This window comes from Rhizobium sp. ZK1 (assembly GCF_047782645.1).
Taxonomy (GTDB): Bacteria; Pseudomonadota; Alphaproteobacteria; order Rhizobiales; family Rhizobiaceae; genus Rhizobium.
The window spans coordinates 230,428-257,420 of sequence record NZ_CP180586.1; the positions used below are offsets into that span (position 1 = coordinate 230,428).

Annotated in this window: 31 protein-coding genes and 1 tRNA gene; all 32 read left to right on the top strand. The window is 60.3% G+C overall.

The window, feature by feature from the left end:
• The first annotated feature begins 90 nt into the window (after positions 1-90).
• The 32 genes from ACK9YZ_RS01215 (at position 91) to ACK9YZ_RS01370 (ending at position 26,960) form a co-directional block, all read left to right on the top strand.
• A tRNA-Met gene (locus ACK9YZ_RS01215) sits at positions 91-170 on the top strand.
• A gap of 139 nt (positions 171-309) precedes the next feature.
• Entirely contained in the window at positions 310-804 is a 495-nt protein-coding gene (locus ACK9YZ_RS01220; RefSeq protein WP_416065396.1) for a hypothetical protein, read from the top strand.
• Positions 804-1,058: a hypothetical protein gene (locus ACK9YZ_RS01225; RefSeq protein ID WP_416065397.1), complete on the top strand. Its 255-nt coding sequence runs from the start codon at positions 804-806 to the stop codon at positions 1,056-1,058. The genes ACK9YZ_RS01220 and ACK9YZ_RS01225 overlap by 1 nt, the downstream gene beginning before the upstream one ends.
• Positions 1,058-1,390, top strand: a complete 333-nt coding sequence (locus tag ACK9YZ_RS01230) for a hypothetical protein (RefSeq protein WP_416065398.1) — start codon at positions 1,058-1,060, stop codon at positions 1,388-1,390. The genes ACK9YZ_RS01225 and ACK9YZ_RS01230 overlap by 1 nt, the downstream gene beginning before the upstream one ends.
• Positions 1,387-2,865 (top strand): hypothetical protein, encoded by a 1,479-nt coding sequence (locus ACK9YZ_RS01235; RefSeq protein ID WP_416065399.1) that lies wholly within the window; start codon positions 1,387-1,389, stop codon positions 2,863-2,865. Before ACK9YZ_RS01230 ends, ACK9YZ_RS01235 begins: the two co-directional genes overlap by 4 nt.
• Positions 2,862-3,185 (top strand): hypothetical protein, encoded by a 324-nt coding sequence (locus tag ACK9YZ_RS01240; protein ID WP_416065400.1) that lies wholly within the window; start codon positions 2,862-2,864, stop codon positions 3,183-3,185. Before ACK9YZ_RS01235 ends, ACK9YZ_RS01240 begins: the two co-directional genes overlap by 4 nt.
• Positions 3,182-3,499, top strand: a complete 318-nt coding sequence (locus ACK9YZ_RS01245) for a hypothetical protein (protein WP_416065401.1) — start codon at positions 3,182-3,184, stop codon at positions 3,497-3,499. The genes ACK9YZ_RS01240 and ACK9YZ_RS01245 overlap by 4 nt, the downstream gene beginning before the upstream one ends.
• Entirely contained in the window at positions 3,496-3,795 is a 300-nt protein-coding gene (locus ACK9YZ_RS01250) for a hypothetical protein (RefSeq protein ID WP_416065402.1), read from the top strand. The genes ACK9YZ_RS01245 and ACK9YZ_RS01250 overlap by 4 nt, the downstream gene beginning before the upstream one ends.
• Positions 3,792-5,132, top strand: a complete 1,341-nt coding sequence (locus tag ACK9YZ_RS01255) for a helix-turn-helix domain-containing protein (protein WP_416065403.1) — start codon at positions 3,792-3,794, stop codon at positions 5,130-5,132. The genes ACK9YZ_RS01250 and ACK9YZ_RS01255 overlap by 4 nt, the downstream gene beginning before the upstream one ends.
• On the top strand, positions 5,116-5,754 hold the full coding sequence (gene nusG, locus ACK9YZ_RS01260; RefSeq protein WP_416065404.1) for a transcription termination/antitermination protein NusG: 639 nt from the start codon (positions 5,116-5,118) through the stop codon (positions 5,752-5,754). The genes ACK9YZ_RS01255 and nusG overlap by 17 nt, the downstream gene beginning before the upstream one ends.
• A 203-nt stretch (positions 5,755-5,957) precedes the next feature.
• Complete coding sequence (locus tag ACK9YZ_RS01265; protein WP_416065405.1) at positions 5,958-6,389, top strand: hypothetical protein; 432 nt, start codon at positions 5,958-5,960, stop codon at positions 6,387-6,389.
• Between the two features lie 98 nt (positions 6,390-6,487).
• A complete protein-coding gene (locus ACK9YZ_RS01270; RefSeq protein WP_416065406.1) occupies positions 6,488-7,114 on the top strand; it encodes a phage terminase small subunit P27 family in 627 nt (208 codons plus the stop codon).
• A gap of 3 nt (positions 7,115-7,117) precedes the next feature.
• Complete coding sequence (locus ACK9YZ_RS01275; RefSeq protein ID WP_416065407.1) at positions 7,118-8,875, top strand: terminase large subunit; 1,758 nt, start codon at positions 7,118-7,120, stop codon at positions 8,873-8,875.
• Positions 8,872-10,137 carry a phage portal protein gene (locus tag ACK9YZ_RS01280; RefSeq protein ID WP_416065408.1) on the top strand — a complete coding sequence of 422 codons (1,266 nt, stop codon included), beginning with the start codon at positions 8,872-8,874 and terminating at the stop codon, positions 10,135-10,137. Before ACK9YZ_RS01275 ends, ACK9YZ_RS01280 begins: the two co-directional genes overlap by 4 nt.
• Before the next feature lie 10 nt (positions 10,138-10,147).
• Positions 10,148-11,230, top strand: a complete 1,083-nt coding sequence (locus ACK9YZ_RS01285; RefSeq protein WP_416065409.1) for a S49 family peptidase — start codon at positions 10,148-10,150, stop codon at positions 11,228-11,230.
• A gap of 11 nt (positions 11,231-11,241) precedes the next feature.
• Positions 11,242-12,429 (top strand): phage major capsid protein, encoded by a 1,188-nt coding sequence (locus tag ACK9YZ_RS01290; protein WP_416065410.1) that lies wholly within the window; start codon positions 11,242-11,244, stop codon positions 12,427-12,429.
• Positions 12,430-12,485: 56 nt separating this feature from the next.
• Positions 12,486-12,737, top strand: coding sequence for a hypothetical protein (locus ACK9YZ_RS01295; RefSeq protein WP_416065411.1), 252 nt, complete (start codon positions 12,486-12,488; stop codon positions 12,735-12,737).
• 36 nt (positions 12,738-12,773) lie between these two features.
• Positions 12,774-13,142 carry a hypothetical protein gene (locus tag ACK9YZ_RS01300; RefSeq protein ID WP_416065412.1) on the top strand — a complete coding sequence of 123 codons (369 nt, stop codon included), beginning with the start codon at positions 12,774-12,776 and terminating at the stop codon, positions 13,140-13,142.
• Between the two features lie 9 nt (positions 13,143-13,151).
• On the top strand, positions 13,152-13,772 hold the full coding sequence (locus ACK9YZ_RS01305; RefSeq protein WP_416065413.1) for a hypothetical protein: 621 nt from the start codon (positions 13,152-13,154) through the stop codon (positions 13,770-13,772).
• The gene (locus tag ACK9YZ_RS01310; RefSeq protein ID WP_416065414.1) at positions 13,769-14,140 is read left to right on the top strand and encodes a hypothetical protein; all 372 of its coding nucleotides are present in this window, start codon (positions 13,769-13,771) and stop codon (positions 14,138-14,140) included. Before ACK9YZ_RS01305 ends, ACK9YZ_RS01310 begins: the two co-directional genes overlap by 4 nt.
• Positions 14,107-14,805 (top strand): hypothetical protein, encoded by a 699-nt coding sequence (locus tag ACK9YZ_RS01315; protein ID WP_416065415.1) that lies wholly within the window; start codon positions 14,107-14,109, stop codon positions 14,803-14,805. The genes ACK9YZ_RS01310 and ACK9YZ_RS01315 overlap by 34 nt, the downstream gene beginning before the upstream one ends.
• Positions 14,805-15,224, top strand: coding sequence for a hypothetical protein (locus ACK9YZ_RS01320; protein WP_416065416.1), 420 nt, complete (start codon positions 14,805-14,807; stop codon positions 15,222-15,224). Before ACK9YZ_RS01315 ends, ACK9YZ_RS01320 begins: the two co-directional genes overlap by 1 nt.
• Before the next feature lie 309 nt (positions 15,225-15,533).
• Positions 15,534-16,466, top strand: coding sequence for a phage tail tube protein (locus tag ACK9YZ_RS01325; RefSeq protein ID WP_416065417.1), 933 nt, complete (start codon positions 15,534-15,536; stop codon positions 16,464-16,466).
• A 103-nt stretch (positions 16,467-16,569) separates the two neighbouring features.
• Entirely contained in the window at positions 16,570-17,016 is a 447-nt protein-coding gene (locus ACK9YZ_RS01330) for a hypothetical protein (protein WP_416065418.1), read from the top strand.
• Positions 17,017-17,039: 23 nt separating this feature from the next.
• The gene (locus tag ACK9YZ_RS01335) at positions 17,040-17,387 is read left to right on the top strand and encodes a hypothetical protein (RefSeq protein WP_416065419.1); all 348 of its coding nucleotides are present in this window, start codon (positions 17,040-17,042) and stop codon (positions 17,385-17,387) included.
• A gap of 30 nt (positions 17,388-17,417) precedes the next feature.
• The gene (locus ACK9YZ_RS01340; RefSeq protein WP_416065420.1) at positions 17,418-20,705 is read left to right on the top strand and encodes a phage tail length tape measure family protein; all 3,288 of its coding nucleotides are present in this window, start codon (positions 17,418-17,420) and stop codon (positions 20,703-20,705) included.
• Complete coding sequence (locus ACK9YZ_RS01345) at positions 20,702-21,055, top strand: hypothetical protein (protein WP_416065421.1); 354 nt, start codon at positions 20,702-20,704, stop codon at positions 21,053-21,055. The genes ACK9YZ_RS01340 and ACK9YZ_RS01345 overlap by 4 nt, the downstream gene beginning before the upstream one ends.
• Positions 21,052-21,555, top strand: coding sequence for a DUF1833 family protein (locus ACK9YZ_RS01350; protein ID WP_416065422.1), 504 nt, complete (start codon positions 21,052-21,054; stop codon positions 21,553-21,555). The genes ACK9YZ_RS01345 and ACK9YZ_RS01350 overlap by 4 nt, the downstream gene beginning before the upstream one ends.
• Positions 21,555-21,947, top strand: a complete 393-nt coding sequence (locus ACK9YZ_RS01355) for a C40 family peptidase (RefSeq protein ID WP_416065423.1) — start codon at positions 21,555-21,557, stop codon at positions 21,945-21,947. The genes ACK9YZ_RS01350 and ACK9YZ_RS01355 overlap by 1 nt, the downstream gene beginning before the upstream one ends.
• The gene (locus ACK9YZ_RS01360; RefSeq protein WP_416065424.1) at positions 21,941-25,585 is read left to right on the top strand and encodes a host specificity factor TipJ family phage tail protein; all 3,645 of its coding nucleotides are present in this window, start codon (positions 21,941-21,943) and stop codon (positions 25,583-25,585) included. The genes ACK9YZ_RS01355 and ACK9YZ_RS01360 overlap by 7 nt, the downstream gene beginning before the upstream one ends.
• Positions 25,582-26,412: a hypothetical protein gene (locus ACK9YZ_RS01365; RefSeq protein ID WP_416065425.1), complete on the top strand. Its 831-nt coding sequence runs from the start codon at positions 25,582-25,584 to the stop codon at positions 26,410-26,412. Before ACK9YZ_RS01360 ends, ACK9YZ_RS01365 begins: the two co-directional genes overlap by 4 nt.
• Complete coding sequence (locus ACK9YZ_RS01370) at positions 26,412-26,960, top strand: hypothetical protein (protein WP_416065426.1); 549 nt, start codon at positions 26,412-26,414, stop codon at positions 26,958-26,960. The genes ACK9YZ_RS01365 and ACK9YZ_RS01370 overlap by 1 nt, the downstream gene beginning before the upstream one ends.
• The last annotated feature ends 33 nt before the right edge of the window (positions 26,961-26,993 follow it).

Genomic DNA, 26,993 nt, shown 5'->3' on the forward strand with positions numbered 1-26,993 from the left:
GCATTGCGCGCACTTTGGGTCAAGATCCCGCGGTGCTCGCCAGCGCCGGACTGGCGGACTGCGTTTAGCGTCCGGCGCCTTCTTTCTTTCTGTCGGGTTGGAGGAGTTTGGACGTCCTCGCCGGTCTCATAAGCCGGAGATCGCGGGTTCAAATCCCGCACCCGCAACCAGTTTTGTTTGTGCACCGTCATGCGGTCCTCCGTGATCTGCTGACGAGCTGAGTACTCACATTTTCCGAACCCTTCTTGCGATGGGAAAAACAGCGCCGGTTTCCCGGCGATGACAGTCTTTTGCTTTTTTGAGGGCCCCATGAGTGACGCAATCCACATCCGCCTGAAGGCAGCGCAGCGCGACCTGATCGACGAGGTTGGCGGCATTGAGCGCGCGGCGAAGATCACGGACTATGCCAAGAGCACGGTTGGGCGCTGGCGCAACCCTCGCGATCCGGAGCTTATGCCGATCGTCGCCGTGATCCAACTCGAAGGCGATTGCGGCCGCGCGCTCGTGACGGAAGTCATGGCCGGTGCCAACGGCCGCGATCTGTCCGACAACATCCCCTCTGATGCGGCGATGGTCTCGGATCTGCTCTCTGCATATTCGGACGTGACGATGCGCGTCGCCGAACTCGGCCAGGTGACGGCGCGCGCATTTGCTGACGGCATTGTCACCCCTGCCGAAGCCGACGAGATGGATCGGATGGCGGCGCAGGTCGACGATGCAGTCGAGGAGGAGCGCAAGGTGCTCGCCAGTGTCAAGGCCAAGGGTGGCGCGGCTGCAGCCCTCAAGATCGTCGGGGGCAAGTGATGCGCGGCGTGAAGGCTGAAGGATATGTCGTCGATCCGCCGATCGGGCGCGATGCCCATAACCTGCTTTACCGGGCCAGCCGGTTTTACGGCGTGCACCGCGCTGCCTATCCGCTGGCGCTCGACAGCGATCGGCGGGGCGCCGAAGTCGCGGTTGCCGGCGGCTATGCCGAGCGTATTCCCGACGATCCGCATTTCGTGCGGGTCACGCAGAAGGGCAGGCTCTATCTGCAAGCTGTGATGAGGGCGCACTGATGGCCTCTCATCACCGCCTTGTCGGTATCACAATCAATGTTCCGGAAAAGGCCAAGCAGACGCTCGATCGTCAGGCGAAAGAGCGCGGCATTGCGTCGTCATTTTGGGCCGGACAGGTCTTCGATATGGGGTTTGCTGCCGTCTGCGCACGCGAGAAGAGCATGCCGGTCACGGACGGCGATCTCGACGCCATTGTCGGCGCGACGCTGCTGCTTTGGTCAGGTCACAAATGGTCGACTGCAGATATCGCCAAGGGCCTCGGCGTGCCGGAGCCGACGATCATCCGCATTCTCGACGGCTGGAAGGCATATCGGCGGGGGATGCCGCGATGAATGCTCTCGTCGTCCCCTCGGAGCATGAGCTTATAGCCTCGATCGAAACTGCGCGGGCATTGTTCAATGCAGGTGATCTCGATCTGGCGCTAAAGATCGCATCCGTCACCTACGATCAATCCAAGTCCGTCGCAGGTTCTGCAGAGCGCGTGAAGGCCTCGCGCGAGGTCGTCGACAAAGCGCGGCGAATGCAGGCGGAAGCCCTGAAGATCGAAAGCCTTTGCTATGTCGCGATGGCTGACGCCGTCGACAGCGCGCAGGCAAAAGGCGAGATCTCTCGCGGCGGCCGTCCGAAAACCGTTTCTCAGGAGAACGGTTTTACGCTCGAAGAAATAGGGATAGACCGCAGGCAACTGCATTCCGCGCGGCAGCTGCGCAATGCCGTTCGCGCCGATCCAGAACTCATCGACCGTGTCGTCGAGGCGCGTCTTGCGGAAGGGCTGGAGCCGACGCGGACTGCGCTGAAGAAAGAGGCCGGTCACGCGATCGGCACGAAAACCGCGACCAAGGAAGAGCGCGGCGACGATCTCTACGAGACACCGATCGAGGCCATGCGCACGCTACTTGCGCTGGAAAGCTTCAGTCTGGCCGTATGGGAGCCAAGTGTGGGTCGGGGCGCGATCATGCGACCGCTCGAAGCTGCGGGCTATGACGTGCTGATTTCCGATCTCGTCGACCGCGGCGTCGTCACGGAGCATGGCGAGTGCCAGGGCGTCGGCGACTTCCTCAAATCATCAGGGCCGTCGCAACTGTACGCGGTCGGGCCGGATATCGTCACCAACCCGCCCTACGGCGTCGCCAACGCCTACGCGGCGCATGCGCTGCGCGAGCACAGGCCGGGGAAGATGGCGCTGTTGCTGAACCTGAATTTCCTTGCTGGGTTCGAAGACGCTGACCGCTGCTTCGTCATGGACCGAAACCCGCCAAGCCGCGTGTATGTGTTCACTCGGCGCCTGCCCATGATGCATCGCGACGGCTGGACCGGAAACAAGGCGTCAAGCCAGATGAATACGGCGTGGTTCGTCTGGGAGCGGAACCGCGATGGGAGCTATGGGGACGGTTTCCCGGCGTTGGTCCGCGTGGATTGGGAGCAATACCAGGATGTAGATCCGCTTGCGCCAGGCGAAGGCGTGCACGCGGAGCCGCTCGCTTTCAGCGACCAGGAAGATTTCACGCGTGAGACGCCGCGCAAAACGCTCGACGAGCGGATCGAGGAAGAATTCTCCCGATCGCTGATCTGGATGAAGCACATGGAGCCTTTCGACGACATAGCACTGCGGCGTGGCGTGGGGCTTCGCCCGTCTGTCGCCTCTGCGCTCATCGACGCGTTCGCTGTGAAGGGCCTCATCGAGCGACAGGAAGATGGCAGGTTCCTGCCGACTGGCGCGGGCCTGAACATGATAGCCACGGTCGGCGCGGTCGAGATGACCAGGCAGCTCAAGGCGGGTGTGCCGCTGGAAGAGGTGCTCGCATGATCGAAGGCGCAGATTTCTCATCCGAGATGCTGAAAGGCTTCCTTCGCGCTCGTGTAGAAATGGCCGGATACAACGCTGTATTCCCCGGCCAGCACGCGAGCACCAAGAAACAGCGACCTGCCTTTGATGCCGCGCGCAAGGCGGAAATGGAGCGCATTCGCAAGCGGGCAGGCGTGACGGTCGTGCAGTTCGATCTCGCTTGGATGGGGCGGGCGCTCTCTGTCCAGCCGCGCGAGAAGCTGTGGCGGGCGCTTGGCGTTGATCTCGATCTCTACGGCGTCAAGCTCGTCGATTACGGCAAGTGGGAGAAGATCCAATGACCGGCCTTCAGAACGCACGCGACCCTTCCCGCGCCGACTACGACTTCCGCAAGTTCGCGGCGGCGCTGAAGCGGAAATTCTACTCCGAGCCGAACCTCGCAATGCGGCCGCTCGCCAGTGAGATAGGCGTGACGATCAACGATATTTCGCGCGCGATGGGCGGACAGATGGTTTCGGTGGGCAAGGTGATCGCGCTTTGCCGGTGGCTCGGTGTGCCTGTCGAGCATTTTTACTTGGAACCGGAATTGGATTTGAAATCAACGTGTTCCACTAGATCAAACGTGAAACACGAAGCGCGGGATGGGCGGCATTGAGCGCGCTTCTCCCGATAGTCGAGCAGCTTGCCGATGCGGTCAATCATGCTGAGCGGGCGGAATGGCTCTTTGCCTGCCCGTACGGCGTGATGAACCGAGAGCACATGAGCATACGGGTGATCCTTCAGAAGTCGGGGCTTCTGGCGGGTGTCGCCTATCTCGAAGCCGTCCTGTCGCTGACGAACGCGAAGCGACTGCCGGACGGCACACTTCCACAAACCATCGTCCTGCCGGTGCATATCGCCGCGCTGGATCTGAGGCAGGCGGCGCAGGCGGGCGCCGAGGGGGCGAATTGAGCGGGCCACGGTTCTCGATCATTCCAGCGTGGATCATCACAGACGGTCGGCTGAAGGGCAGCGACCTGCGTGTGCTGTGTCTGCTGGGGACTTACACGAATAAGGAAGGCTGGTGCCGGCGCAGTCAGGTCAAAATGGCCGATCAGCTCGGCTGCGGCCGCTCGACGGTGCAGGATTCGCTGAAGCGGCTCGCCGATATCGGCGTCGTGGAGAAACAGGAAGTTGCCAGCGCGGACGGCCGAGACAGCGCCCATTGGTATCGCGTGGTGCTTGATCGCGTCGTCGAGAGCAATGCATTTGCTGCATGGGACGACGAAGACGAAAAGGAATTCGGTCCTATCGATGGCATCGAAATGGGTACCCCCCCTGCCGGTATACCGGCACCCCCTGCCGGTCCTAGACCGGCACCCCCTGCCGGTTCTGGACCGGCACCTATTAACGACAGTAATTTAACTCCCCCTGTTGAACGAACGGAGAGAGAGCGCGAGCGCGAGGATGAAGGGGAAGAAAATCCCAGGGTGATAGAGCGGCGGTTTAGGGCGTGGTTTGCGAAAATGCCTGGATACCTTGATGACCACGAGGCAAATGCGCGCAGAGAATGGAACGCGCTGACGCCGGCCCAGCGGGCAGAGTGCGAGCGCATGACGCCGGTTTGGCTGGAAGAGCGCAGGAAGCTAGGGCGCACCAAGGCCGTTGCTGCTTCGACCTATCTGACCGAACGCAGATGGGAGCGACTGCCAGAGCAGACGAAGGTGGCTCACGAAAAGGCCAAGGCGCAGGAAGAGCGTGTCACGGTCGCACCTTTCGGCCACATCTGGTCGGCTATGCGCATGCTGTCATTGCTTGACGGGCCGAAGCCCATCGATCTGCCTGATGACCTTATCCCGCTCACTGTCCGCAAATTCGAGATCTACCGCCGAACGAGCGAGAGCACGGCAATGGCCTTCCTGGCTGAGCGTGGCATTCGGATCGACGGCAAGGATCTCATCTTCCCAACTGATTTTCGCCAGCAGGAGTACAGGCGGCGTGTTCAGCAGGAAGGATATCCGGAAGCAATCCGTTTCAATCGCATGGCGACCGAGCGCACCAAGGATCACGTCGACAAGCGCTTCTCGGCCTTGGCGGCTCTATGTGAGTTCGTCCCCTTGGGCTCTCCCACATTCGAGCGGTGGCGCGATTACCACGAGCAGATGCATTGGCCTCCAGTGCCGGAGCCAGATCCGAAGCATCTGGCTGGGGTGTGGTTTCCAAAGGGCGGGCCGGAAGGCCTTGGTGAATTCGAAATGGCCGCACGCGCGGCACTGGGCATGGAGCGGGGCGATGATGATGCAGCATGATAAGTTCGATGGAAGTCCCGTTGCAGTCGGCACAGGCGAGCGCTTTGACGATCGCATGAGGCGAATCAGGGCTGATATGCTTCACTTCGCTTCCAGGAAGGCACGTGACGATTCGCCATGGTTTGCTATCAGGGTGATGTCGGGTCGCGAAAAAGCTGTGAATTCCGCGCTTGAGGGTGCGGATATCGAGGCTCTTGTACCCATGCGAATGGGCCCGGAATATCGTCGTCGCGGACGTGTTATTCCGCCTGTTCCTATCCCCGTAATGACTGGTTATGTGCTCGTTCGGTTTGCCGCTTCAGATGAGGCCTTCCTAGCAATTCGCGGCCTGCAGCATGTCATTGACGTGCTTGGTGGGTGTTCTTCTCCGATGCGGATCGCTGACTGTGAGGTCAAGAGATTCAAGGCTTTGGCCGATGATGGAAGCCTCGATTGGGAGAAGCCGACGATAGTTTTCAGAAAGGGAGAACAGGTGCGTATATCTGCTGGACCTCTGGTATCGTTGCACGGGAGGATCATCACATGCAGGTCGGATGGCAAGGGTGATGCGGTGGTAGAAGTCATGATGTTTGGACGAGAGACGCCGACGCTTGTACCTCTTGCAAATCTCGAAAAGGTATGAATACAAATCTCCTCACGGATGAGCTGATGATCCTGCAGTGAGCCTCTGAGAACACACGAGAGTGTGGGGCAATAGCCCGAGGTCGGTACACCGGTCAGCCCCCGCCCTAAGCGCCTCGAAGCTAGGCGCCGATTCAGGGCAAGTGCTACTGCTATGAGATGACGACAGGCGGCCTTCGGGTCGCCTTTTTTCATCCAAGGGATATGGCACGCAAGCCCAAAGCCTTCCGCATCGGCGGACGCCCCACTGCAGAGCAGAACGAGCGCGAGTATGATCGGAACCGATACCGCAATCAGGCTGGTCGCGATCTCTACACCACTGCACGATGGAAGGCTGAGAGAGCCGACTTCTTGGCGCAGCCAGAGAACCAATTCTGCATAAGGTGCCAAGCAATAGGCATCCTCAATGCAGGTCACCTGACAAAGGATGGCCGACCGCAGACCAACCCGAGGCGCATGTTCCTCGTGGTGCACCACTCGCAGCGCCACTATGGCGATCCCGATGTCTTCTGGGACCGGAGCAAGTGGCAGTCGGTTTGCCCCGACCACCATGACGGCGACATCCAGGCCGAGCAGTCGGCGGAGGCCAAACGCCTGATCGAACGCATGCGGACGGGGGGCGGGTCGAAAGTCTAGGGGTCCGAGGGGCCTTACCGACGGGTGCGCAACCTTTTTTCTCCGCGAAATTGGCGGATTTATTTTTTTCTGGTGCCTGACAAAGGGAGGGCGAGCACATGACACGTGGCCGCAAGCCCGATACCGACGAACAGCAGGCTGCAAAGGGCAACCCTGGCAAGCGCATGTCTCAGAAAGAGGTGGAAACTGTTCGGCAAAAGCCGGCCGCGCCGGTCACGGTCGGCAAGGTGCGCCCGCCTAAGTGGCTGAAGAAGAGCCGCAAGGCCACAGAAGTGTGGAACGAACTGGCACCGCAGCTGGAGCGCCTCAATCTGTTGAGCAATCTCGATGCGAGCCCGTTTGCCCGCTACTGCCGTTATGTCGTCGAGTGGATCGCTGCTGACCTAGCCGTTCAGAAGGAAGGCACCTGGTTCAACGGCAAAGATACCAACGGCAACGACACGAAAAAGCGGCATCCGGCGTTTGTCGCCGTGCAACAGCTCGAAAGGATGCTGACGGATATGGAGGCCAGCTTCGGCATGCGCCCGGATACGCGCTACAAGATCATGCGCGACCAGGCTGCGGCTCACGGTCTCGGCAATTTGCCGCTCTGGGGCGACCAGCAGCCGCTTCAGCCGTCGTCGCCGGCTGCAAATGAGGATGCTCCTACCGCATCTCCTGAGCCGACAGATCTGATTGGCATCCTCCGCGGAATGAATTCGCCGCCGCCGGAGCGGATGAATTGACCGATGGAAAGTGTTTCCGCCGGCGCAATTCAGGCGGCCGCCGGTGCGCTCCTTTGGCCTAAGCCGGAATGGGTCAAAGAGGCGGTCGCGAAAGGCTGGGAATGGGTAGGAACTGCGTGGGATCGCTGTTCTCGTGTTCCCGGCGCATGGTTTGACGAGGCCAAGGCGGAGAAGGCGGTTCAGCTTTTCCCGCAGGTCTTCCGCTTAACCGACGACCGCTTCGCTGGAAAGCCATTCAAACTTGCCTCCTGGCAGCAATGCATCGTTCGTCTTCTGGTTGGTTGGAAAGCTCCGATCGATATCATAGACGAGCAGACCGGGGAGACTAAGTACGAGCATGTGCGGATCTTCCGCCGCCTCATGCTATGGATACCGCGAAAGAACGGAAAATCGGAGTTCTTGGCGGCTCTTGCGCTGCTGTTCTTCATTCTCGACGGCGTGATTGGCGGACAGGGTTTCGTCTTTGCGAAGAACGAGGATCAGGCCAAGATCATCTTCAACAAGATGAAGGCCATGATCAGCATGTCGCCGCAGCTCGGCGATACGCAGGTGTTCAAGAAGTCGATTTATATCCCGAAAATCCGGGCGCTCTTTGAGCTTCTATCAGGTAAGCCTGAGGGCAAACACGGCAAATCGCCTACCGTCATTGCCGGCGACGAGATGCACGAGTGGGAAACGCCGGACGTGGCGAACTTCCTGCGCCAGGGCACGGGTACGCGCCTAGAACCGATCGAGCTCTACGCATCGACTGCGGGTGTGAAGTCGAACCGGACAGGATGGGATCTCTGGGAAGAGAGCGTTTCGATACTTGAAGGTCGCATCGACGATCCTACCACCCTCGTCGTTATCTTCGCCCTCGATCCTGACGATGATTGGGCAGATGAAGCAAACTGGCTGAAGGCGAACCCGTCTCTCGGTATCTCGCCCACGGTACAGTTTCTGAGGCGCGAAGCCGCAATAGCGAAAGATAACCCTCGGGCAGAGGCGCATTTCCGTTGCTACCACGCCAATCAGTGGATTGATGCGGTTGTCCGTTGGTTGAACCTAAAGAAATGGGATGCCTGCGCCGCTGACAAGAAGATCTGGCGTCAGTGGCGAGACGGAGAAGGCCTCAAAGGCAGAAAATGCTTCGCCGCGCTCGATGTGTCGTCGAGCGATGACTTGACCGCCCTGGTGCTGGCCTTTCCGCCAGACGAAACGTGTGATCGCTGGATTATAACGGCTCGCTTTTGGGTTCCTGAGGACACCGTTGCGCGGCGCTCGAAGCAGGATCGGGTCTCTTACGACCGATGGGTCAAAGACGAGGCGCTGGAAGTTACGCCTGGCGACTACGTCGACCAAAGCTTCGTTCAACATGCGCTCGAAGATGCTGTGTCTAAGTTCGATGTGGCGCTCATCGGGTACGATCCGTGGAATGCGACTAAGCTCTACACCGACATGGTGAAAGACGGCGTTGACGAAGAACGTTTCCTGAAAATGAGACAAGGCATCCCCACCCTCGGCGAGCCCACGAAGCTCTTCGAGCGCCTGGTAGTCTCTGGAAAGCTCGATCACGGCGGCCATCCCATCCTGCGCTGGATGGCGGGCAACGTGGCCGTAAAGTTCGACGACAATCTGAACTATGCTCCGACCAAGAAAAAGAGCGCCGAGAAAATCGACGGCATTGTCGCCGGCGTAATGGCGGTTGGTCTGACCCTCGCCGACGACGTCTATGTGCCCGACATGGGCGAATACCTCAAGAAACCGGTGATGTCTGCATGACGATCTTCGACGGGATATTTGGCCGAAGGAAAGTGAAGCTCACCGAGCCCGCGAGCTGGCATACGGACACGGGAACATGGTCAGGAAAGGCTACCTCTCCTGACGCGGTTCTGCAGCTGGCAACGGCTTGGGCCTGCATCAGGCTCAACGCGAGAACGATGAGTTCTTTGCCGTTGAAGGTGCATTCGAAGAAGACAGGGGAGGTTGACACCTCTCATGTCCTCTACCCGCTGCTCCATGACACACCAAACGCCGACCAGACGGCAATGGAATTCTGGGAGGGCATCTACGCGTGTCTGAACCTTCGTGGCAATGCCTATGCTGAAAAGGTCTTTAGCGGAGATACGCTGATTGCGCTCGATCCGATGGACCCGGATTGCACGACGGTCTATCGCTCATATGACGGAGCAAGGCGATATCGCTACACCAACCAGAAGACCGGGGTGCAGTCGGACTGGGGTGAAGACAAGGTATTTCATCTGCGCGGCTTTGGTGCGGGCGGGATGATGGGGCTTTCGCCCATTGAGTATGGCCGGCAGACTTTGGGGACAGCTCTTGCCGCTGATGAAGTCGCAGGCCGAACCTTTGGCGAGGGACTTCATATTTCTGGCTTCGCTGAAGATCAGCCAGGCGCGAAAACTACGCAGGAACAGCGTGAGCAGCTGGTTTCGCTGTTTGACAAGTTTTCCGGCTCTAAGCGGACGGGAAAGGTTATGCCTTTGCCTCCCGGATTCAGCTTCAAGGCGCTGAACATGAACCCGGAAGACGCGCAATTGCTTCAGACGCGCGGCTTTCACGTTGAGGAAATATGCAGATGGTTCGGCACTTTTCCTATCCTGATCGGTCACGCCGCCCAAGGCCAAACGATGTGGGGAACGGGTGTTGAACAGATCAACCTTGCATGGTTGACGCTATACCTTGGCCCCGAGCTTCAGCGGGTCGAGCAGGCCATCGAAAAGCAGCTTATGACGCCTGAGCAAAGAACGAAGGCGTACGTCGAGCACAACGTTGATGCCCTGCTGCGTGCTGACAGTGCCGGCCGTGCCGCAATCATGTCCGTCCAAGCGCAGAACGGTCTCAAGACGCGAAACGAGCTGCGCAAGAAGGAAAACGATCCGCCACTGCCAGGCGGCGACATCCTGACAGTGCAATCGAACCTCGTTCCGCTCGAAATGCTAGGCAAGATTCCAGCGGCGCCGACACCGGATGGCTTTGGCACCATGAAGCCCAAGCCCAAGCCTCAACCTGCTGACGATAAGTAGGAGCCTTCTCATGCACTACCTTCGTATTTTGGCGGCCTTCGCGGGCCAGCCATGGGCGATGCAACCTGAGAAGTTGGAGATCGTCTCCAGTTTTCTCATGTTCAAGGCGCGCGGCGGATCTTTTACCGCTGACGAGGTTCAGGCCAGGATAGGCGATTCCCGTAATCCGGATCGCGCTGAACCGCAGGCCGGCATCGCGATATTGCCTGTGCACGGTGTCATCTCGCAGCGCATGGCAATGATGCAGGACGTGAGCGGTGGCGGTGGAACCTCGACAGAGGCTCTCTCGCAGCTCTTCAGGGCGGCTTTGGCCGATGAGAGTGTGAAAGCAATCGTGTTTTCACATGATAGCCCTGGTGGCGGCACGTACGGCGTTGATGAGCTCGCCACCGAGATCCGCAACGCCAGGGGCGTCAAGCCGATTATCGCTCAGGTGGACAGCCTTTCAGCCTCGGCATCGTATTACCTCGCCTCTCAGGCAGACGAGATTGTTGTTACACCAGGCGGTGAAGCGGGATCGATCGGCGTCTATTCTGTGCACGAGGATATCTCGAGGCTGCTGGAAAAAGAGGGCGTGAAACCCACGCTTATTCGAGCGCAGCACGGGATTTACAAGGCTGAGACTGCAAATATCAGTCCGCTTTCGACCGACGCGCGCGACTACCTCCAACAGCGCGTCAATCTCGCCGAGGAAGCATTCATCAATGCGGTGGCGGCCGGCAGACGCGTTTCGGCGGCCACGGTTCGCGATAACTTCGGCAAGGGCCGGATGTTTGGCGCGCAAGAGCTGGTGAAGCGTGGCATGGCCGATCGGATCGGTACGATGCAGGACACTTTGCAGCGCCTAGGTGTCTCGTCACCCAAGATGGGCGCGTCTGCAAATTCCCGGCGCATGTTTGCCGCTGGCGAGACGCCGCCGCTTTCACAGATCGAGGATGTCCTGCGTGAGGCAGGCTTCCCCAACGCACTTGCGACCGCATTCGTCTCTCGCGGCAAGGGCGCGCTCCAGAGTGATTCTGGGCCGGAGACGCGGACACTGTCACCCGATGCAAAAGCATCTCTCGATCAATTCCTCTCCCGACTGGGCAAATAGGAAACTCCACCATGGATAAAGAATTTCAGGATCTGCTCGCGAAGCTGACGGTTCGCGATGAAGAGCTTAAGGCGCTTGTCGAAAAGGCGAACAGCGAGGCCAAGGCGGCCGGCAGTGTCGCGGCCGACACCAAGAGCGCAATTGAAAAGATCGTCGAAGGCAACGCCGCCATGCATGCGCGGCTGCTCGAACTGGAGCAGAAGGCGGCGCGCCGTGCCGGCGGTGACTTTGACCTGCTGAAGTCGACAGGTGAAAGCTTCACCGACAGTGAAGCATTCAAGAAACTTGCCGCAGACCAGCGCGGCACGGCTCGCATGGCGTTCAAGTCCATCACCATGAACGCGGCGGTTACGAGCATTACCAGCTCGCCGACAGGTACTGGTGGCGTCGGAAACGCCATCGCTCCGGATCGCCTCGCTGGAGTTATCGCGCCTCCGAACCGGCGCATGACGATCCGTAGCCTGCTTATGCAAGGCCGCACGAGTTCCAACCTGATCCAATACGTTCAGGAAACGGGCTTCCAGAATATGGCTGCGCCGGTTGCTGAAGCCGCGCTGAAGCCGCAGTCGGATCTGTCGCTCGATCTTGTCGATACGCCGGTTCGGACCATCGCGCACTGGTTCAAGGCGTCGGTTCAGGTTCTCGCGGATATCCCTCTCCTGCAGTCCTATATCGATGGACGCGCTCGCTATGGCCTGGAATATCAGGAGGAAGTACAGCTTCTTGCTGGCGACGGCACTGGCCAGAACCTTGAGGGTCTCATTCCTCAGGCGACGGCCTTCGATACCAACCTCGTCAAGGCCGACGACCAGCAGGTCGACATTTTGCGCCGTGCTATCCTGCAGGTTCGCATCGCCGAGTACGCAGCATCCGGAATTGTGCTCAATCCGAACGACTGGGCTGATATCGAAACACTGAAGGATATGAACGGCCGTTACATCTTCGGCAATCCAGGCACCAATCTCCAGCCTCGCATGTGGGGCTTGCCTGTCGTCGACACCAACGCCATGCCGGCAGGACACTTCATGGTGGGCGCCTTCAACATGGCGGCGCAGGTGTTCGACCGCGAAGACGCGAACGTTCAGGTATCAACCGAAGACGGCGACAACTTCGTCAAGAACATGGTGACGATCCGCGCTGAAGAGCGCCTCGCGCTGGCGGTCTTCCGTCCGCAGAGCTTCGTCTACGGCGCGTTCTAAGCTGTGCTTGAGGGCCGGCGTGTGTCGGCCCTTCTTTCCCACGGGAGTTTTCGGCCATGTCCAAGACTATCGAGACCACTGTCCTAAAGCCACATCTGGCGCCTAACGGCGTGATCGTGCAGCGGGGCGAAACCATCACCGTTGACGAGAAGCGATACAAGCAGCTCGTCAAGAAAGGCTATGTTCCGAACCCCGACTCCCCTGACGAAGAGGAAGTCGACGAGCCCGAGGGCGAGCCTGGAGCAATCACCAACAAGAGGTTCGAGAAGCGGCGGTCGAAGATCGTCGGCAAGAGCATCGACGAATAACCCTCTCGCGGCTGTGGGCCGCCAATGGAGATGAACATGCGACGTTTTAAGGTTCCCGTCACGACCGACGGAAGCGGCAACGCCACGGCTTACAGCCCACGCATTGCCGGCAAGATCCATAGCATCCAATATGTGAAGGATGGCGCGAACGCCTATACGGATGGCGTCGACTTCGCAATTACTGCCAATGATACCGGCGAAAACGTTTGGACTGAGTCCAACGTCAATGCATCTGCCGTTCGCTATCCGCGTGCAGCCACGCATACGCAGGCCGGTGTCGCAGCTCTTTATGCGGCCGGCGGGACAGCCATTCTCGATAAGATTGGCGTGGTCGACAAGCTGAAGATCGTTCTCGCTCAGGGCGGGGCGAACAAAACCGGCCTGTTCCATATCCTCGTCGACTGAGGTCTTGCCATGCTCGTTCGGGTCGTTATCCCCCCAAGTCCGATTGTTTTGCCTGAGGACATTGCTGGTGTTGATGCCGGCGACACGTTCGTCGAGGCTATGATCGCTGCTGTGACGGGGGAACTCGACGGCCCGGACGGATGGCTTGGCCGCTGCCTCGGAGAGCAGACACTTGAGGTTGCGCTTGATTGTTGGCCGTGTGCGCCATTACGTCTTCCGTACCCTCCCTTCATAGAGGTTGAGGAAGTCCGCTATTTTTCCCAAGGCGGCACCGAAGAACTTCTCGCAGATGGAGACTTTCAGTCTTCGAATGGCCTCTTTTGGCTACTCGATGGCTTTTCCATGCCATCGCTCGCCTCGCGTCCGGACCCGATCGTAATCAGGTATCGAGCAGGATACGATGAAAACGCGGTTGATGAGGGCGGAACTGGAAAGGTTCCTGCTCAGGTGAGGCAGGCAATCATACTCTCCGTTCAGCATCTTCGCTCACTTGGCAAAGATGACCTATTCCTTCGCGCCGAAGAGGTCGAGGGCGTCGGCCGGACGGAATACACAGTTTCAGAGCAGGCTGGAAATATCATCCGGCAGGCTTCGGATCGGTTGCTCTCTGGCTTGCGGATTTACGCATGACGCCCGAACACGCCATCGTGCAGCTCGACGACCAGTTGCTGAAGCACGGGGAAGATATTCTCCTGCGTCGCAGGGTTAGCGGCGGTCCTGATGCGGAAGTGACGTGTCGCGCCTTGGTGCGTGGCGTGAAGGCGGAAAAGATCGTCGGGACGATCACGCAGCTCGACCTGGAGGTCATCATTTCGCCGACGCAGATCCTTGCGGCGGGTTGGCCTGGAGGCGGTCAACCCTCTGTGGCGGTTGATCCGCGGTTGCCAAAAGTAACGGATTTCATGGTGATTAAGGGTCGAGAACGCCAGGTGAAGATGTCCGACCCGATCTTCCTTCATGGGCAGTGGATTCGCTGCAATCTCGTGGTGGCGGGCTGATGGCATCGTCCTTCGACATCTTCGATCGCGAGCTGAAGCTTGCGACGCAGGATCTTGAGCCGGCGGCGATCAAGACGGCGCTGGCGAGCTTTGCCAAGCGGAGCGTTGCAGAAGTGATCGCTTCCGGGCGTGCCTCTCCGACTTACAACAGGTACGTCAATGGGCGGCCGGGGCTGAAAGAAGAGGCCGTCGAGCTGCCGGGGCCGATTGTCTATGAGTTTGCGCTCTGGGATGCGGTGATCAAGTTCGCGCTGAACGAGCTGCGCATGCGGTCGCCGGTGAAGAGCGGAAGGTTCCGGGAGTCGTTCATCGTCCTGGCAAATCAGAAGCCGGTCACCGACTTCGACACCATCGATCCTGACGCCGAGGTCATCATCACGAACTTTCAGCCGTACATCCGCAAGGTAGAGGCTGGCGTGATCGGAAATAGGAAGCGCAACCAGGTGTTTGATGCAGCTAAGCGCGCGGTCGCCAGTGCATTCGGCGCAGGCGGCGGCCGGAACTCGGCGGGCGCCTTCGTCTTCGAAACGCGGTGGCTCGATGTGCGTTCGGGCGTTCATGCCGGGATGCCGTATGTTCTGAGGGGCTCACAGGGTCGCCGCAAAGACCGGCAGGCCGGTCAGTCGATCACCTATCCGTCAATCATCATCAACCAGGCGGCCTGATGTCCAGCTTTGCCACGTTCGATGCGTTCCATACTCGGCTTGCCGACTGGACCGCGACGCCTGTCATATTTGAAAACGAGTTCGCGCAGGAACTGCTGGAAAATAACACGCCAGCTTTCGTCTATGTCGAGATCTTCGGCGACAGCTACGATCAGGAGAGTTTCGGCGCCGCAGGCAGCAATATGTTCCTCGAAGAGGGCGTCACATGGATGCATGTAATGACCCCGTCGGGGAAAGGGAGTGCGCTGGCGCGTCAATACGCCGACCAGCTGTTGAACCTGTTTCGCGAACAGCCGATCGGCGAGCTGTTCATGCCGCAAATGTCGATCGGCGCAGGTGATCCAGGGCAGGATTTTCCGAACTACTTTTCGATCGCGGCCATCATCCGGTGGCGTCGCCGAGACATCACCGGGTCATAGGAGCCTCAATGTTCGATAGATCAAATTACGGTCGCTCCGACGACTATAGCCCTCCGGATGCAGAATGGCGTTCCTGCACAAGGGCTGGTTCTTCCTTTGAGGAAGAAATCGACGTCCGGCGTGCGGATCATTTCCGGCACAGAAACACATTTGAGCGCGGACCTTGGAAAAGGGGGCCGGCTCCAGATCGCCGCACTGCTTAAGTCGGCGTCACGAATTCCGGCTCTGCCGGTTGCCTTATCCGCGCCTTAGGCAAGCGCGCCCGCCAACGTCTGTGACGTGGGCAATCCCTTGGATGGAGCCTTTAAAATGACGGTAGCTGACGGCAGTCAGGTACGGCTGGCCGATGTCTCGGAAGCGACCATCGGCACGACGCCTGCCAATCCTGTTTTCCAGATCATGCGCTATGTGAACTCAGAAGTTCGCATCAGCAAGCAGACGGATACGCCGAACGAGATCCGCGCCGACCGCAACGTCGCCTCGATCGTCGATGTCGGCCGCTCCGTGCAGGGTCCGATCAACACGTTCCTGTCGTTCGGCACGTTCGACACGTGGCTGCAGCGGCTGCTCTGCTCGACGTGGAATGCCGACGTCCTCAAGAACGGCGTGGTGCAGCAGGCGGCGACGCTTGAATTCTTCTACGAGCAGGGCGCGACGGACAGCTACATCCGTTACCAGGCCTGCCGCTGGGATACTCTGGCGCTCACGCTGCGCGCCCGCCAGTCGGTGCAGGCAAACTGGGGCATCAGGGGTATCCGTTCGCCGGACCCGACGAATGCGATCATTGCCGGCGCCACCTATACACCGGCGACGACAACACCCGTCTTCAATGCCGGCCTGAACGTCTCGGCGCTTTCGTTTACTGGTCTTGCCAATGCGCCGAAGGTGCAGGCGATGACCATGAACATCGCCAACAACGTCTATCAGAACGACATTCTCGGCGCGTACGAGCCCTACAGCCATGGCCTCGGCCGCTTCGAGGTGACCGGTTCGCTGACCACATATTTCGAGACGATCGACGCCTATCAGGCGATCCTCGATCATGACGATGTCGCCATCTCGACGACGCTCGCCGATGCGCTGGGCAATTCCTACGTCATCGAGCTTCCGAAGACGAAATTCCTTGACGGCGGCCCCACGGTCGCGGGCAACGGCCAGGCGGTCATGATCGATGTCCCCTATCAGGGCTACTTCGACCAGACGGCCGGCGCCTCGATCGTGATCACACGCGACGCGGCATAAGCAGATCGCCTGCGCCCCTTCCGCGCTGGCGTAACGAGCGGTGGGCAATATCGGGGCTGTCCACCGCTCACCTTCCCCGAAACCCCGATCCATGGAGACCCGAATGAGTGTTGTGAAGATTGCCTCCCTGCGCGCGGACCTGAAGCGCGAGGCAGAAGGCGATTGGGTACCTTTCCCGGACTGGGGCGGCGGTGTGCAGTTCAACGTGTCGTCTTTGCATCTGCCGGCGTTTCAGACGGCGCGCGACGACCTCCTGATGCGGGTCGCCCGGCAGGCCAACCAGCCGAAGCCGAAGGTTGGCGAGGAAGCCCCGCCGAAGCTCGATCTGAAGGTCGAGCTTGGCAAGCTCTACGCGACGCATATCCTCCATGACTGGAGCGGCCTCGATCTCGAATATTCGCCTGCGACGGCCATGGAGATCCTCTCCGATCCGGAATACCGGAACATCGTCGCCGCCGTCGAGTGGTGCGCAGCCAAGCTCTCCGAAGTGAATGTCGAGTTCATCGAGGACGAAGCAAAAAACTCCGCAAAGCCTTCCGCAGCCGCATAAGCGGGCCGAAGGCGCCACCTGAGATGCTCGAATGGCTTGCCGAGCTGTTCGAGCAGGAACCGGACAAGGAATGGCTGAGGCCACGCCAGCCGACCGTCTCTGACGATTTCGACCCGCAGGCCTGGCATGCGATGTACTTCGAGGCCTTCGACGCGCTGCAATATGATCGCTTCTACGGGGCGATGGGCGGTGAAGGGCCGATCTACTACACGGCGCTAAGCCAGTATGCTCGCGACCACGACATTTCAGGCGATCGGCTGAAGCGGTTCCATGTCTTCATGAATGCGATCGACGGCGAATGGCTGAAGATCCAGCGCGAGCGCTCCGAGGCGGCCGAAGCCGAGCGCAAGAAAAAAGCGGCGCAGCAATAGGGCTGCGCCACCCTTTCACGAGGCATTGTCTTGGCTAACGTTGAAGTCCGTACGCTGCGCGTCTCGGCAGAGATGGATGCGAGCAAGTATACTGCCGGCGCGCAGGAAGTCTCCAATGCCAATGATCGCTTGAGGCAGGCCGGCAAGGGCCTCGGTGATTCCTTCACCGAAAACGAGCAGAAGATCAGCAATTCCGGAAATGTGCTGTCGAAGCTCTCCCGGCAGTATATCGACGGCTACGCCAATGCGCAGCGCTTCAACCAGGCGATCAACCAGCTGACGCGCGGTGTCGAGACCGGCAAGATCCAGATGACGGAAGCATCCGCCATCCTCGACGGCGTCTATCGCAAATACGGCCTCATGGCTGATGCTGCGAGAATCGCCGAGCGCGGGCAGACGGATCTGGCAAAGGCTGTTCAGTTGGCGAATGCTCGCCTTGAACAGCAGACCAAGGTCAATGTGAGTGGCGCCGCCAACGACAATGAGGCGCAGTACCGCCGCCAGAACCTCGGTTTCCAGCTACAGGACATCGGCGTTTCGCTTTACGGCGGCATGCCGGTGACAACGGTTCTTGCGCAGCAGGGCTCGCAGATCGTCGGTCTCTATAGTGGCGCCGGTGGCGTCAACGCTGCCTTGCGGGATTTTCAGGCTATCCTTGCCGGTCTGGTGAGGTATGTCGCGCCGTTCGCGGCGGCCGGCGTTGTCGCCTATGGTGCTTACAAGATCTTCGCAGCCAACACCGTCGAGGCAAAGCTTGCCGTCGACGACATGACGAAGGCGCTTGCGGCGCAGGCGCAGCCCATGAGCGCTGTCGAGTCGCAGCTCACCGAATTGCAGAAGCTCCAGAGCGAATATGCCAAGGCGCTCAACACCACCGCGCGCACGCATGATGTCGCCTCAGCTGCGATCGTCGCCGGCACTCAGAAAGAGTATGAGGCCAAGCGCGCGCTTCTTGAGTTGGAGCTGAAGCGACAGGAGGCAGCTCGCGCCGTCGCGCAGTCCGAACTGGAAATCACGGGCCTGCGGCTCAAGAGCGCTATTGCCCAGCAGGTGACGACGAACATGGATCTGGAGCGGCAGGGCTTCTCCGATCCGCGTATCGGCCGTTTCGTCCAGGTGCCGGATAGCGTCACGGGTCTGGAAAAGACGCGTGATGTCCTGGCGAACAATGAACTCACCGACAAGGTGAAGGAGCTTCGGGCAAATCTCAGCCTGACCGATATCGCCCTGCAGAAACTGCGCGAAGGGCTTGGCTTGGTGGGGCCGTCCGCATCCGGCCAGGTCAGTGGGATCAATGAGCTGACCAAGGCTCTCAAGGAATTGCAGGAGGTCGGCAAGGCTGCGCTTTCGCCGGCCGATGAGGCGGCGCGCCGCGCCATGGCTGCAATTCCTGTCGTCAACGGCATTCTCGACGAGGAATCCCGCCGCAGGGTGCTTGCTGCGCAGCGTGCGGCACAGCAGCGGCTGGATAACCAGAACCCGACGATCACCAACGGCGACGGCGTTCGCGTCGGCGTTCCTGTGCCGACACAGCGGCCGAATGTCGAGCTTGAAGGCCTGCCAGGCGATGCCAAGACGCAGAAATCAAGCGCTGAGGCCTATCGCGACCTGGTGAAGAGCGCGAACGACCGTATCGAGCAAATGCAGCTCGAGGCGAAGGTTGCCGGCGAGACCGGTATTGCCGCCGAAAAGATGCGCCTGCAGTTGGACCTTCTGCAACAGGCGCAGGACAAGGGGCGCACTGTCACGGCGGCACAGCGGGCGGAGATCGAAAAACTTGCCGAAGCCTATGGCAGGGCGGCGACTGAGGCGGCCAAGGTTCGTCTGAATGCCGATCTGCGATTCGAGCGCGAGCAGCTCTTTCGATCCTCTGGCGATCAGGAAATAGCATCCCGCCTTCGTGGTTCTGGCCTGCCCGTCGATCTCAATTCGCAGGAAGCGCAGATCATGCGCGACAACATGCGGATCGAGGAACTGCGCGCAGGCGTGAAGGGCTTCTTCACCGATTTCCGTGACGGCCTGACGCAGGGTGACAGTTTCGGCAAGGCGCTCGGCGACGCTGTCATCAATGCGCTCACCAATGCCGTGAACAAGATGAGCGAGCGCTGGATCGATCAGCTGGTCAACTCGCTGCTTGGGGGTGTCTCGGGCGGCGGCCTGCTGTCGAAGATTGGCGTCGGCTCGCTGGCTGCGAATGACAATTTCACGGCCAATACGACACTGAGCAAGCTTCTCGGCGCGAATGACAATATTGGAAGGGCACCGGTTACTCCGGTAACCAGCGCGCCGCTCGGTGATGTCGCATCCTTCATCAGCGCGCGTGCGCCGCTATACGGTGTCGATCCGAATATCGCCTTGAAAGTTGCCCGGTCTGAAGGTGGTCTCAGCAGCTGGAACCTGCAGTCGGGCTATGTCAAAAATGGCATTCAAGAGCAATCGTTCGGGCCTTTCCAGCTCTACAAGGGCGGCGGCCTTGGCAATCTGTTCATGCGTCAGACAGGCCTGGATCCGGCGCTCGCGGCGAATGGGCCGGCCGCAACAGACTGGTCTCTCCGGTATGCTTCGCAGAACGGCTGGGGCTCGTGGTATGGCGCTGCCAAGGCCGGTGTCGGCAATTGGGACGGTATCGGCGGCAGAGGCACCAATGCGGCCGTCGAGGCTGTCAACAAGCTGGGAACGTCGGCGGATCTGGCGACGAAGGGTGTAACTTCCCTTGGCGGCGGCCTCGGGAACCTCACGCCAGCGGTCGGATCTGCGGCGCAGGGCCTCAATCAGTTTGGCAGCGGTGTCGGGACGTTTGGGCAGAAGCTTGCAAACGCGTTTCCCGCAGCACCGTCATCTGGCGGTGGCGGCCTGTTCAGCAAGCTATTCGGTGGCCTCTTCGGCGGCGGCCTGAACGCCTTCGGTACCTCGGTGCTTGGCTCGTCAGCCCAGTTTGCCGGCGCATGGGCGGGCGGCGGGATCGGGCTCTATGCCAGCGGCACGGACTATGCGCCTGGGGGTCTTGCAGTCGTCGGCGAAGGCGGTCGCGAGCTGGTCAACCTGCCGCGCGGCTCTCAGGTCATCCCGAACCACAGGACGGAAGCCATGCTTTCTGGTGTCGGCGGGGGATCGCCGACGACCGTCATTTTCAAGCCGAACATCATCAACAACAACGGATCGAACGTGCGGACAGAGCGGCGCGACACGAACGACGGACCTCAGTTCGATATCATCATCGACGAGGCAGTCGCCAACAATATGAGCACGCCCGGATCTCGCTCGCGGCGCGCGGTGAAGTCGCAGTTCGGCCTCTCTGAATCGTTGGCGCGCCGATGACCGTTCCCGTATGGCCCGCCACCCTGCCGCAGGTTTTCCTGCGCGATGGCTATGACGCGCAGGGCGCCGACAACCTGATTGCCTCCAGCGTCTCCATCGGTCCAGCCAAGGTTCGCCGGCGCACGACGGCGGCCGTTAAACCGCTGTCCGGGTCGATGATCATGTCGAGCGCGCAGTTTCAGGTGCTGATCGATTTCATCGAAAACGACATTGCCGACCGTGCGAAGGCCTTCACCTTCCCTGATCCGCATGGCGGCTCGCCGCTGCTGGCGCGGATGACGCAGCCGATCAAGGAGGCGTCTGTCGGCGCGGACTGGCGCATCCAGATCGTGCTGGAGGTGTTGCCGTGAGCCGTAATGTCAGCAACCGCTTCCGCAGTGCGGTCTACGCCCAGGAGACGGACGAGGTTCCGATCTGCCTGTTGACCGTGACGCATGAAAGCCTCGACGAGCCGATCTTCATCTCAAGCGATCCGACCACTCGGCTTTCCGATGATCCGTTGCTCTATGGGACGGAAAGCAGGGGTGAGCAGTATATCTTTCTGCCGTTCGAATTCACCCTCGCAGATGATGTGAGCGACAGCGCGCCGAAGGTTGCGTTGACGATGGACAGCATCGACCGGACGCTTGTTCCGATCCTGCGTTCCTTTACGACGCCACCCAGCGTCAAGCTGGAAATCGTCCTGGCATCCGATCCCGATGTTGTCGAGATCACCATGCCGGTGCTGCAGATGTCAGACGCGACAATCGAGGAAAAGTATATCTCGACGAATGTCGTTGCCGATGGCCTCATCAATGAACCGCATCCGGCCGGGCAATTCACGCCCGGAAGTTTTCCGGGGCTGTTCTGATGGAGCGGTTCATTGGCGTTCCCTATCAGCCGCACGGCCGGGATTACGACGGCGCGGATTGCTGGGGTATCCTCTACCTCTATTACCGGGATGTTCTCGGCCGGCAGATCCCGTCCTATTCCGCCGAAATGCGGGAACTGGAGTTTCACCGGCGCGAGATCTCGCAGTTGATCATTGCCGAGCGAGGCAACCACTGGACCGAGGTTGATGCGCCGGAGCCTGGTGATTGCGTGCTGATGCGCGTCGGGCGCGATGAAAGCCATGTCGGCGTGTTCATCGGTGGCGGGCGCATGCTTCATTCCGAGGGGCCGCACCCCTCACAGATCGAACTGATGAGCGATATGCGCTGGCGCAATCGCATCGTCGGCTTTTTCAGGTATCTCCCATGCTGACAGTCCGCAATGCGGATGCCCAGATCATCGCTCCCGGCGAGCGCGTCGATGTCTATCTGCGTCGATCGCCGCTCCGCCAGCAGCGCGATCACATTCAGGTACCGGCCGGCCTCTCGATCGACGAGATCATCGGCTGCTGCGGGATTGAGCCCGTGCGCCTGCATGTCAGTATCAACGGCCATGTGATCGAGCAGCACAATTGGGCGCGTGTGCGCGTCAAGCCTGGCGTCTCGGTGGTTATCGTCAGGGTGCCTGGCAAGGGAGCGCTGCGCGCGATCGCCGGCCTCGTCGTGGCGCTTTTTGCCGCGGTTGTCGCCCCATGGCTGGCGGCGACAGTGTTTGGTCTTTTGCCTGGAACCACCGCTTTCGCCGTTGCCACCGGTCTCATTGGTGCCGGTATATCGATTGTCGGCTCGCTGCTGATCAATGCGCTGTTTCCGGTCGCCAAGCCGGATTCCCTGCCGGACACGAAGCCGCTCTATTCGATCGGCGGCGCGCAGAACCAGGCGGCGCAATATGGTGCGATACCGGAGATATCAGGTGTTCACCGGATCTCGCCGCCCTATGCGGCCGGCGCCTATACCGAGCTTGTCGGTGACGACCAGTATCTCTGCATGCTCTTCGTCGTCGGCTATGGCCCGATCAGCATCTCCGACCTGAAGATCGGCGAAACCGCGATCAACAAGTTCGATGACGTCAAATACGAGATCATCGCCGACCATACGGTCACGCCCGTCACCCTCTACACCAAGCCTGTCTATCAGGAGGATGTTTCCGTCCTTCTCGATGGCCCGACCGGCTGGGTGCAGCGCACGACGGCCGACAATGTCGATGTCATCTCGGTGGATGTCAGCGCGCCGAATGGCGTCTACCGGGTGAAGGCGAAGGACGGCTCGCGCGTCAATTACACGGTTACCGTGGCGGTGCAATACAAACTCTCATCCGGCTCTGCCTGGGTGAATATGGGCACGATCGACCTGACGTCGAATTCGCCGCAGGCCGTTCGCCGCACGCTGGCTGTGTCCGTCGCTCGCGGCAAATACGACGTCCGTCTCAGCAAGTCATCGCCTGACGATAGCGGTGGCAAGGATACCGTGTCCGAAACCGTGTACTGGACGGCCGTTCGCGGCCGCCGCAACGAGCCGGTTATCAGCTTCCCGAAGCCGCTGACGCTGATCGCCATGCGCATCCGCGCCACCGGCCAGTTGAACGGCACGGTCAATACGCTGAATTGCATCGCCAGCCCAAAAATACGAGCCTGGAATGGCACATCGTGGGTTCCGGGTCAGGTCACGCGTAATCCGGCCGACCACTTCCGGCAGGTGCTGCAGGGCAACGCCAATGCTCGCCCGGTTGCCGATGCCATGATCGACCTTGCGAGCCTGCAGGATTGGCACGCTTACTGCGCGGCGAACGGTTTCACGTTCGACTTCGTCGCAAGCGAGCAGGTGTCGGTCTATGATCGGCTGACGCAGATCGCCGCGGCCGGCCGTGGCGCCGTATCGTTCCGCGACGGGCGATGGGGTGTTGTCTGGGATATCGCAGACTCGCCGATCGTCCAGCATTTCACGCCGCGCAACTCGAAGAACTTCTCATCGGTGCGGGCCTATGCGGATCTGCCGCATGGCTGGCGGGTCAAATTCATTAACGGCAAGAACGGCTACCTCAACGACGAGCGCGTCGTCTATGACGATGGCTATACGGTGAGCAATGCCACCAAGTTCGAAGGGATTGATTTTCCCGGTGTCACGGACCCGGACCTGATCTGGAAACACGGGCGATACCATATCGCGCAGCTGCGCCTGCAGCGCGAGACCTATACGCTCGATACCGATTTTGAACACCTTGTCTGCACGCGCGGCGATCGCGTGCGCGTCAACCATGATGTCGTGCTCTGGGGTGCCGGTGCGGCGCGCGTGAAATCGGTCATCGCTTCGCCTGCCGGCGTCGTGCTCGACGACACGATGACGATGCAGGCGGGAAAGACATACTCGATGCGGTTTCGTGCCGCCGACGGTTCCTCGATCGTTCGCCAGATCGCTGGCATTGATGGCGAATTCACGTCGTTCACCTTCGCTGATACGGGCGTGCCGCCCTCTCCTGGTGATCTTGCCCTTTTTGGCGAGAACGGGTTCGAAAGCGTGGTGCTGCGCGTCAAGAGCATCATGGCGCGGCAGGATCTTTCCGCGCGGCTGGAGCTGGTCGACGACGCGCCCGGTATCATGCAGGCCGACAAGGGAACGATACCGCCGTTCCAGACCGGCATTGCGCCGATACCGGACTATCGCGCGTCCGCGCCAACGGGCCTCACCTATTCGGAGACGATATGGACAACCAATCCGGCGACCTCGGAAATCGACCTCGTCTGGCAGGCGCCGGTGATTGGCGCCGCCGCCTCCTACATCGTGCAGTTTCGCCGGTCTGGCGATGATGTCTGGATTACAGCGCCAAGCGTCAGTGCGCCGGCCGCCAAGCTTGTCGATCTTGCGGCCGGCGTCTATGACGTGCGTGTCAGGGCGATCTTCGCCAACGGCGATCTTTCCGGCTTTGCGACGGGCTCGTTCGTCTGTGCGATCTTTGCGTCCAATCCCGCCGATGTCAGCGATTTCCGCGTTGCCATCAGTGGCGATGTCGCGATGCTGCAGTGGGCCGCGCAGACCGATCAGGCGGTTTCACACTTCGAGATCCGGTTCTCGCCGGCGCTTAGCGGCGTGACCTGGCAGGCCGCGTCGCAGCTCCGTGAGCGTGTCCTCGGTTCGCAGGCGCAGGTTCCTGCCATGGTCGGGACATACCTCATCAAGGCAGTGAGTTTTGCGGGACTGATGTCGATCAACGCCGCGCTGATCGTCAGCTCGGTCAATCCGCTGACCGCGTTCAACGCCATCGAGGCGCTCGATGAGGCGCCGACTTTCGCCGGCAGCAAAGACGGGGTTATCGAGGTCGCCGGCGAGCTGCGGCTCGACACGGCAACCGACCTGTTCGCGCTTGTCGACTGGTTTTCTGTCGAGGATTATTTCCTGTCTCTCGGCGGCTTCCTGAGCGAGGGCGTCTACGACTTCGCCGATATCATCGATCTCGGTGAAGTCTACACCTCGCGCGTCAGCGCAAGCATTTCCGCCGTTGGGGAGGTCGCGAGCCTCGATCTGTTCAATCGTGCCGACTGGTTCGATGTTCCGGATTATTTTGGCCTGGCGTCGGATGCCCTATGGAACGTGCGTGTCGAGGTGTCCTCGACGACGGACGATCCAACCGGTTCGCCGGTCTGGACCGATTGGGCGCAGCTCGTCACGGCTGACGTCTCGGCGCGCGCCTATCGTTTCCGTGCCCGGCTGATCTCGTATCAGTTCGATGTCACGCCTGTCGTTCATGGGCTGTCGGTGACGGTCGACATGCCGGATCGGGTGATCGCCGAAAACGACTTGGTCGTGACGACTGCCGGCCGCTCGATTGGCTTCTCGCCGCCCTATTACGAATTGAGCGGCGTGTCGATCGCCGCGCAGAACATGGCGACCGGCGACTATTACGAGATTACCGGCAAGACCAATGCCGGCTTCACCATCATCTTCAAGAACGCGTCGGGCGCTCCGGTTGAGCGGACGTTCGACTATGTTGCTAAGGGATACGGATACGTTCAATGACACAGGCGACAATCTTCAGTGTCCCTCTCGTCGGCCCGGTTTCACCGCCAGTCATGGCTGGGCGCATCGACGACAATTTCAAAGCCGCACTAAGCGCCCATTCGGGAACGGGGCGGCCTTCTTATGCCGTTGCCGGAACGACCTGGATTTCGACGGCGGAAGCCGGAAAGCTGAAGTGGTACGATTTCGACGGCACTGTCGATCACCTCTTCAAGACGCTCGATACTGCCACTGGTGAAATCACCTATGGCGACGGCACCAACGATGACGGAATTGCGGCTGCGATTGCGGCCGCGCTCGCCGATCCCTCCTATCTGCAGGTCATGAAGTGGCGATCGAAAGGCATCGGCGAACTTTACATCGTCGACACAAGCAAGGCCGGCGTCGATATACCGCCATCGTCTACCGCTGACACAGTCTGGATCGAGCTGACCGCAGGCCTGACGGGTGTCGGCGGCTTCAACAATGGCAAGCTGACGAGCGAAAGCATCTCGGGTGCCGCGCCGCTCGTCCTCGCCACAGCAGTTGTGACCTTCGGTGCATCCCCGATCAATGGGCGAACCATCGATCTGCTGAACACGGAAGGCCGCATCGTCAGGCCGTCGACGTCTCCTGGAACGAAACAGGACGATGCGATGCAGGGTCACGTTCACGTTGCTGGCATAGGCTCATCGGCAGGTAGCATTTATAACGTTTCACCTCGACAAGAGGGCGCAACAGGCAATACGGGCGTACCGATTTCAGATGGGACTAATGGCACGCCGCGCACTGCAGCTGAAACCCGCATGAAAAACGTCGGCGTCAAAGCCTACATGAGGATTGCCTAATGCCCTTTGCAGCAAATGGACGCGTCGCCCAGGATGCCTTTCCCGGCGCCATCGAAATCAACGAGCAGCAATATGCCGCCGCGATCGACGGCATAATCAACGGCCTGACAATCTCGATCGACGGCGGGTTCGCGGTCAAGCAGCCAGAGAAGCCAGCCGAGCCGGAGCCGCAGGAGCCTGTTCTCGCCGAGGTCAAGGCGCAACTGCGCGCACGGCTGGACTTTGCGGCCGAGGCCGAACGCCTCAAGTACATCACCCAAGGCGCCGGGCAGGCGATGACCTATCAGGCGAAGGCGGCCGAGGCGAAGGCCTTCCTTGCGTCCGGCGCAGGCGACTTCCCGCTGCTATCGGCCGAAGTCGGCATTACTGCCGACACTATCGAAGGCGTTGCCCAGATCGTCGCCGGCGCCTATGCGCAGTGGCTGCTGATCGGCGCTGCGATCGAGGCGGCCCGCCTCGGCGGAAAAGCTGCGATCGAAGCGGCCAATGACGCCGGCGCAGCGCAGGCCGCATTCGATGCCGTGACCTGGCCGTCGCCGGCAAGCTGATCGCCCAATCTGCGCCTTAGGCAAGCGCATCCG

What these genes read in the sequence shown, in the direction of transcription:
- nusG (WP_416065404.1), top strand. Translation starts at nt 5,116, where the DNA reads ATGATGATGCAGCATGATAAGTTCGATGGAAGTCCCGTTGCAGTCGGC.
- ACK9YZ_RS01355 (WP_416065423.1), top strand. Translation starts at nt 21,555, where the DNA reads ATGGAGCGGTTCATTGGCGTTCCCTATCAGCCGCACGGCCGGGATTAC.
- ACK9YZ_RS01220 (WP_416065396.1), top strand. Translation starts at nt 310, where the DNA reads ATGAGTGACGCAATCCACATCCGCCTGAAGGCAGCGCAGCGCGACCTG.
- ACK9YZ_RS01230 (WP_416065398.1), top strand. Translation starts at nt 1,058, where the DNA reads ATGGCCTCTCATCACCGCCTTGTCGGTATCACAATCAATGTTCCGGAA.
- ACK9YZ_RS01290 (WP_416065410.1), top strand. Translation starts at nt 11,242, where the DNA reads ATGGATAAAGAATTTCAGGATCTGCTCGCGAAGCTGACGGTTCGCGAT.
- ACK9YZ_RS01305 (WP_416065413.1), top strand. Translation starts at nt 13,152, where the DNA reads ATGCTCGTTCGGGTCGTTATCCCCCCAAGTCCGATTGTTTTGCCTGAG.
- ACK9YZ_RS01365 (WP_416065425.1), top strand. Translation starts at nt 25,582, where the DNA reads ATGACACAGGCGACAATCTTCAGTGTCCCTCTCGTCGGCCCGGTTTCA.
- ACK9YZ_RS01345 (WP_416065421.1), top strand. Translation starts at nt 20,702, where the DNA reads ATGACCGTTCCCGTATGGCCCGCCACCCTGCCGCAGGTTTTCCTGCGC.
- ACK9YZ_RS01270 (WP_416065406.1), top strand. Translation starts at nt 6,488, where the DNA reads ATGACACGTGGCCGCAAGCCCGATACCGACGAACAGCAGGCTGCAAAG.
- ACK9YZ_RS01360 (WP_416065424.1), top strand. Translation starts at nt 21,941, where the DNA reads ATGCTGACAGTCCGCAATGCGGATGCCCAGATCATCGCTCCCGGCGAG.
- ACK9YZ_RS01335 (WP_416065419.1), top strand. Translation starts at nt 17,040, where the DNA reads ATGCTCGAATGGCTTGCCGAGCTGTTCGAGCAGGAACCGGACAAGGAA.
- ACK9YZ_RS01275 (WP_416065407.1), top strand. Translation starts at nt 7,118, where the DNA reads ATGGAAAGTGTTTCCGCCGGCGCAATTCAGGCGGCCGCCGGTGCGCTC.
- ACK9YZ_RS01320 (WP_416065416.1), top strand. Translation starts at nt 14,805, where the DNA reads ATGTCCAGCTTTGCCACGTTCGATGCGTTCCATACTCGGCTTGCCGAC.
- ACK9YZ_RS01285 (WP_416065409.1), top strand. Translation starts at nt 10,148, where the DNA reads ATGCACTACCTTCGTATTTTGGCGGCCTTCGCGGGCCAGCCATGGGCG.
- ACK9YZ_RS01370 (WP_416065426.1), top strand. Translation starts at nt 26,412, where the DNA reads ATGCCCTTTGCAGCAAATGGACGCGTCGCCCAGGATGCCTTTCCCGGC.
- ACK9YZ_RS01325 (WP_416065417.1), top strand. Translation starts at nt 15,534, where the DNA reads ATGACGGTAGCTGACGGCAGTCAGGTACGGCTGGCCGATGTCTCGGAA.
- ACK9YZ_RS01330 (WP_416065418.1), top strand. Translation starts at nt 16,570, where the DNA reads ATGAGTGTTGTGAAGATTGCCTCCCTGCGCGCGGACCTGAAGCGCGAG.
- ACK9YZ_RS01240 (WP_416065400.1), top strand. Translation starts at nt 2,862, where the DNA reads ATGATCGAAGGCGCAGATTTCTCATCCGAGATGCTGAAAGGCTTCCTT.
- ACK9YZ_RS01235 (WP_416065399.1), top strand. Translation starts at nt 1,387, where the DNA reads ATGAATGCTCTCGTCGTCCCCTCGGAGCATGAGCTTATAGCCTCGATC.
- ACK9YZ_RS01295 (WP_416065411.1), top strand. Translation starts at nt 12,486, where the DNA reads ATGTCCAAGACTATCGAGACCACTGTCCTAAAGCCACATCTGGCGCCT.
- ACK9YZ_RS01300 (WP_416065412.1), top strand. Translation starts at nt 12,774, where the DNA reads ATGCGACGTTTTAAGGTTCCCGTCACGACCGACGGAAGCGGCAACGCC.
- ACK9YZ_RS01310 (WP_416065414.1), top strand. Translation starts at nt 13,769, where the DNA reads ATGACGCCCGAACACGCCATCGTGCAGCTCGACGACCAGTTGCTGAAG.
- ACK9YZ_RS01280 (WP_416065408.1), top strand. Translation starts at nt 8,872, where the DNA reads ATGACGATCTTCGACGGGATATTTGGCCGAAGGAAAGTGAAGCTCACC.
- ACK9YZ_RS01225 (WP_416065397.1), top strand. Translation starts at nt 804, where the DNA reads ATGCGCGGCGTGAAGGCTGAAGGATATGTCGTCGATCCGCCGATCGGG.
- ACK9YZ_RS01245 (WP_416065401.1), top strand. Translation starts at nt 3,182, where the DNA reads ATGACCGGCCTTCAGAACGCACGCGACCCTTCCCGCGCCGACTACGAC.
- ACK9YZ_RS01265 (WP_416065405.1), top strand. Translation starts at nt 5,958, where the DNA reads ATGGCACGCAAGCCCAAAGCCTTCCGCATCGGCGGACGCCCCACTGCA.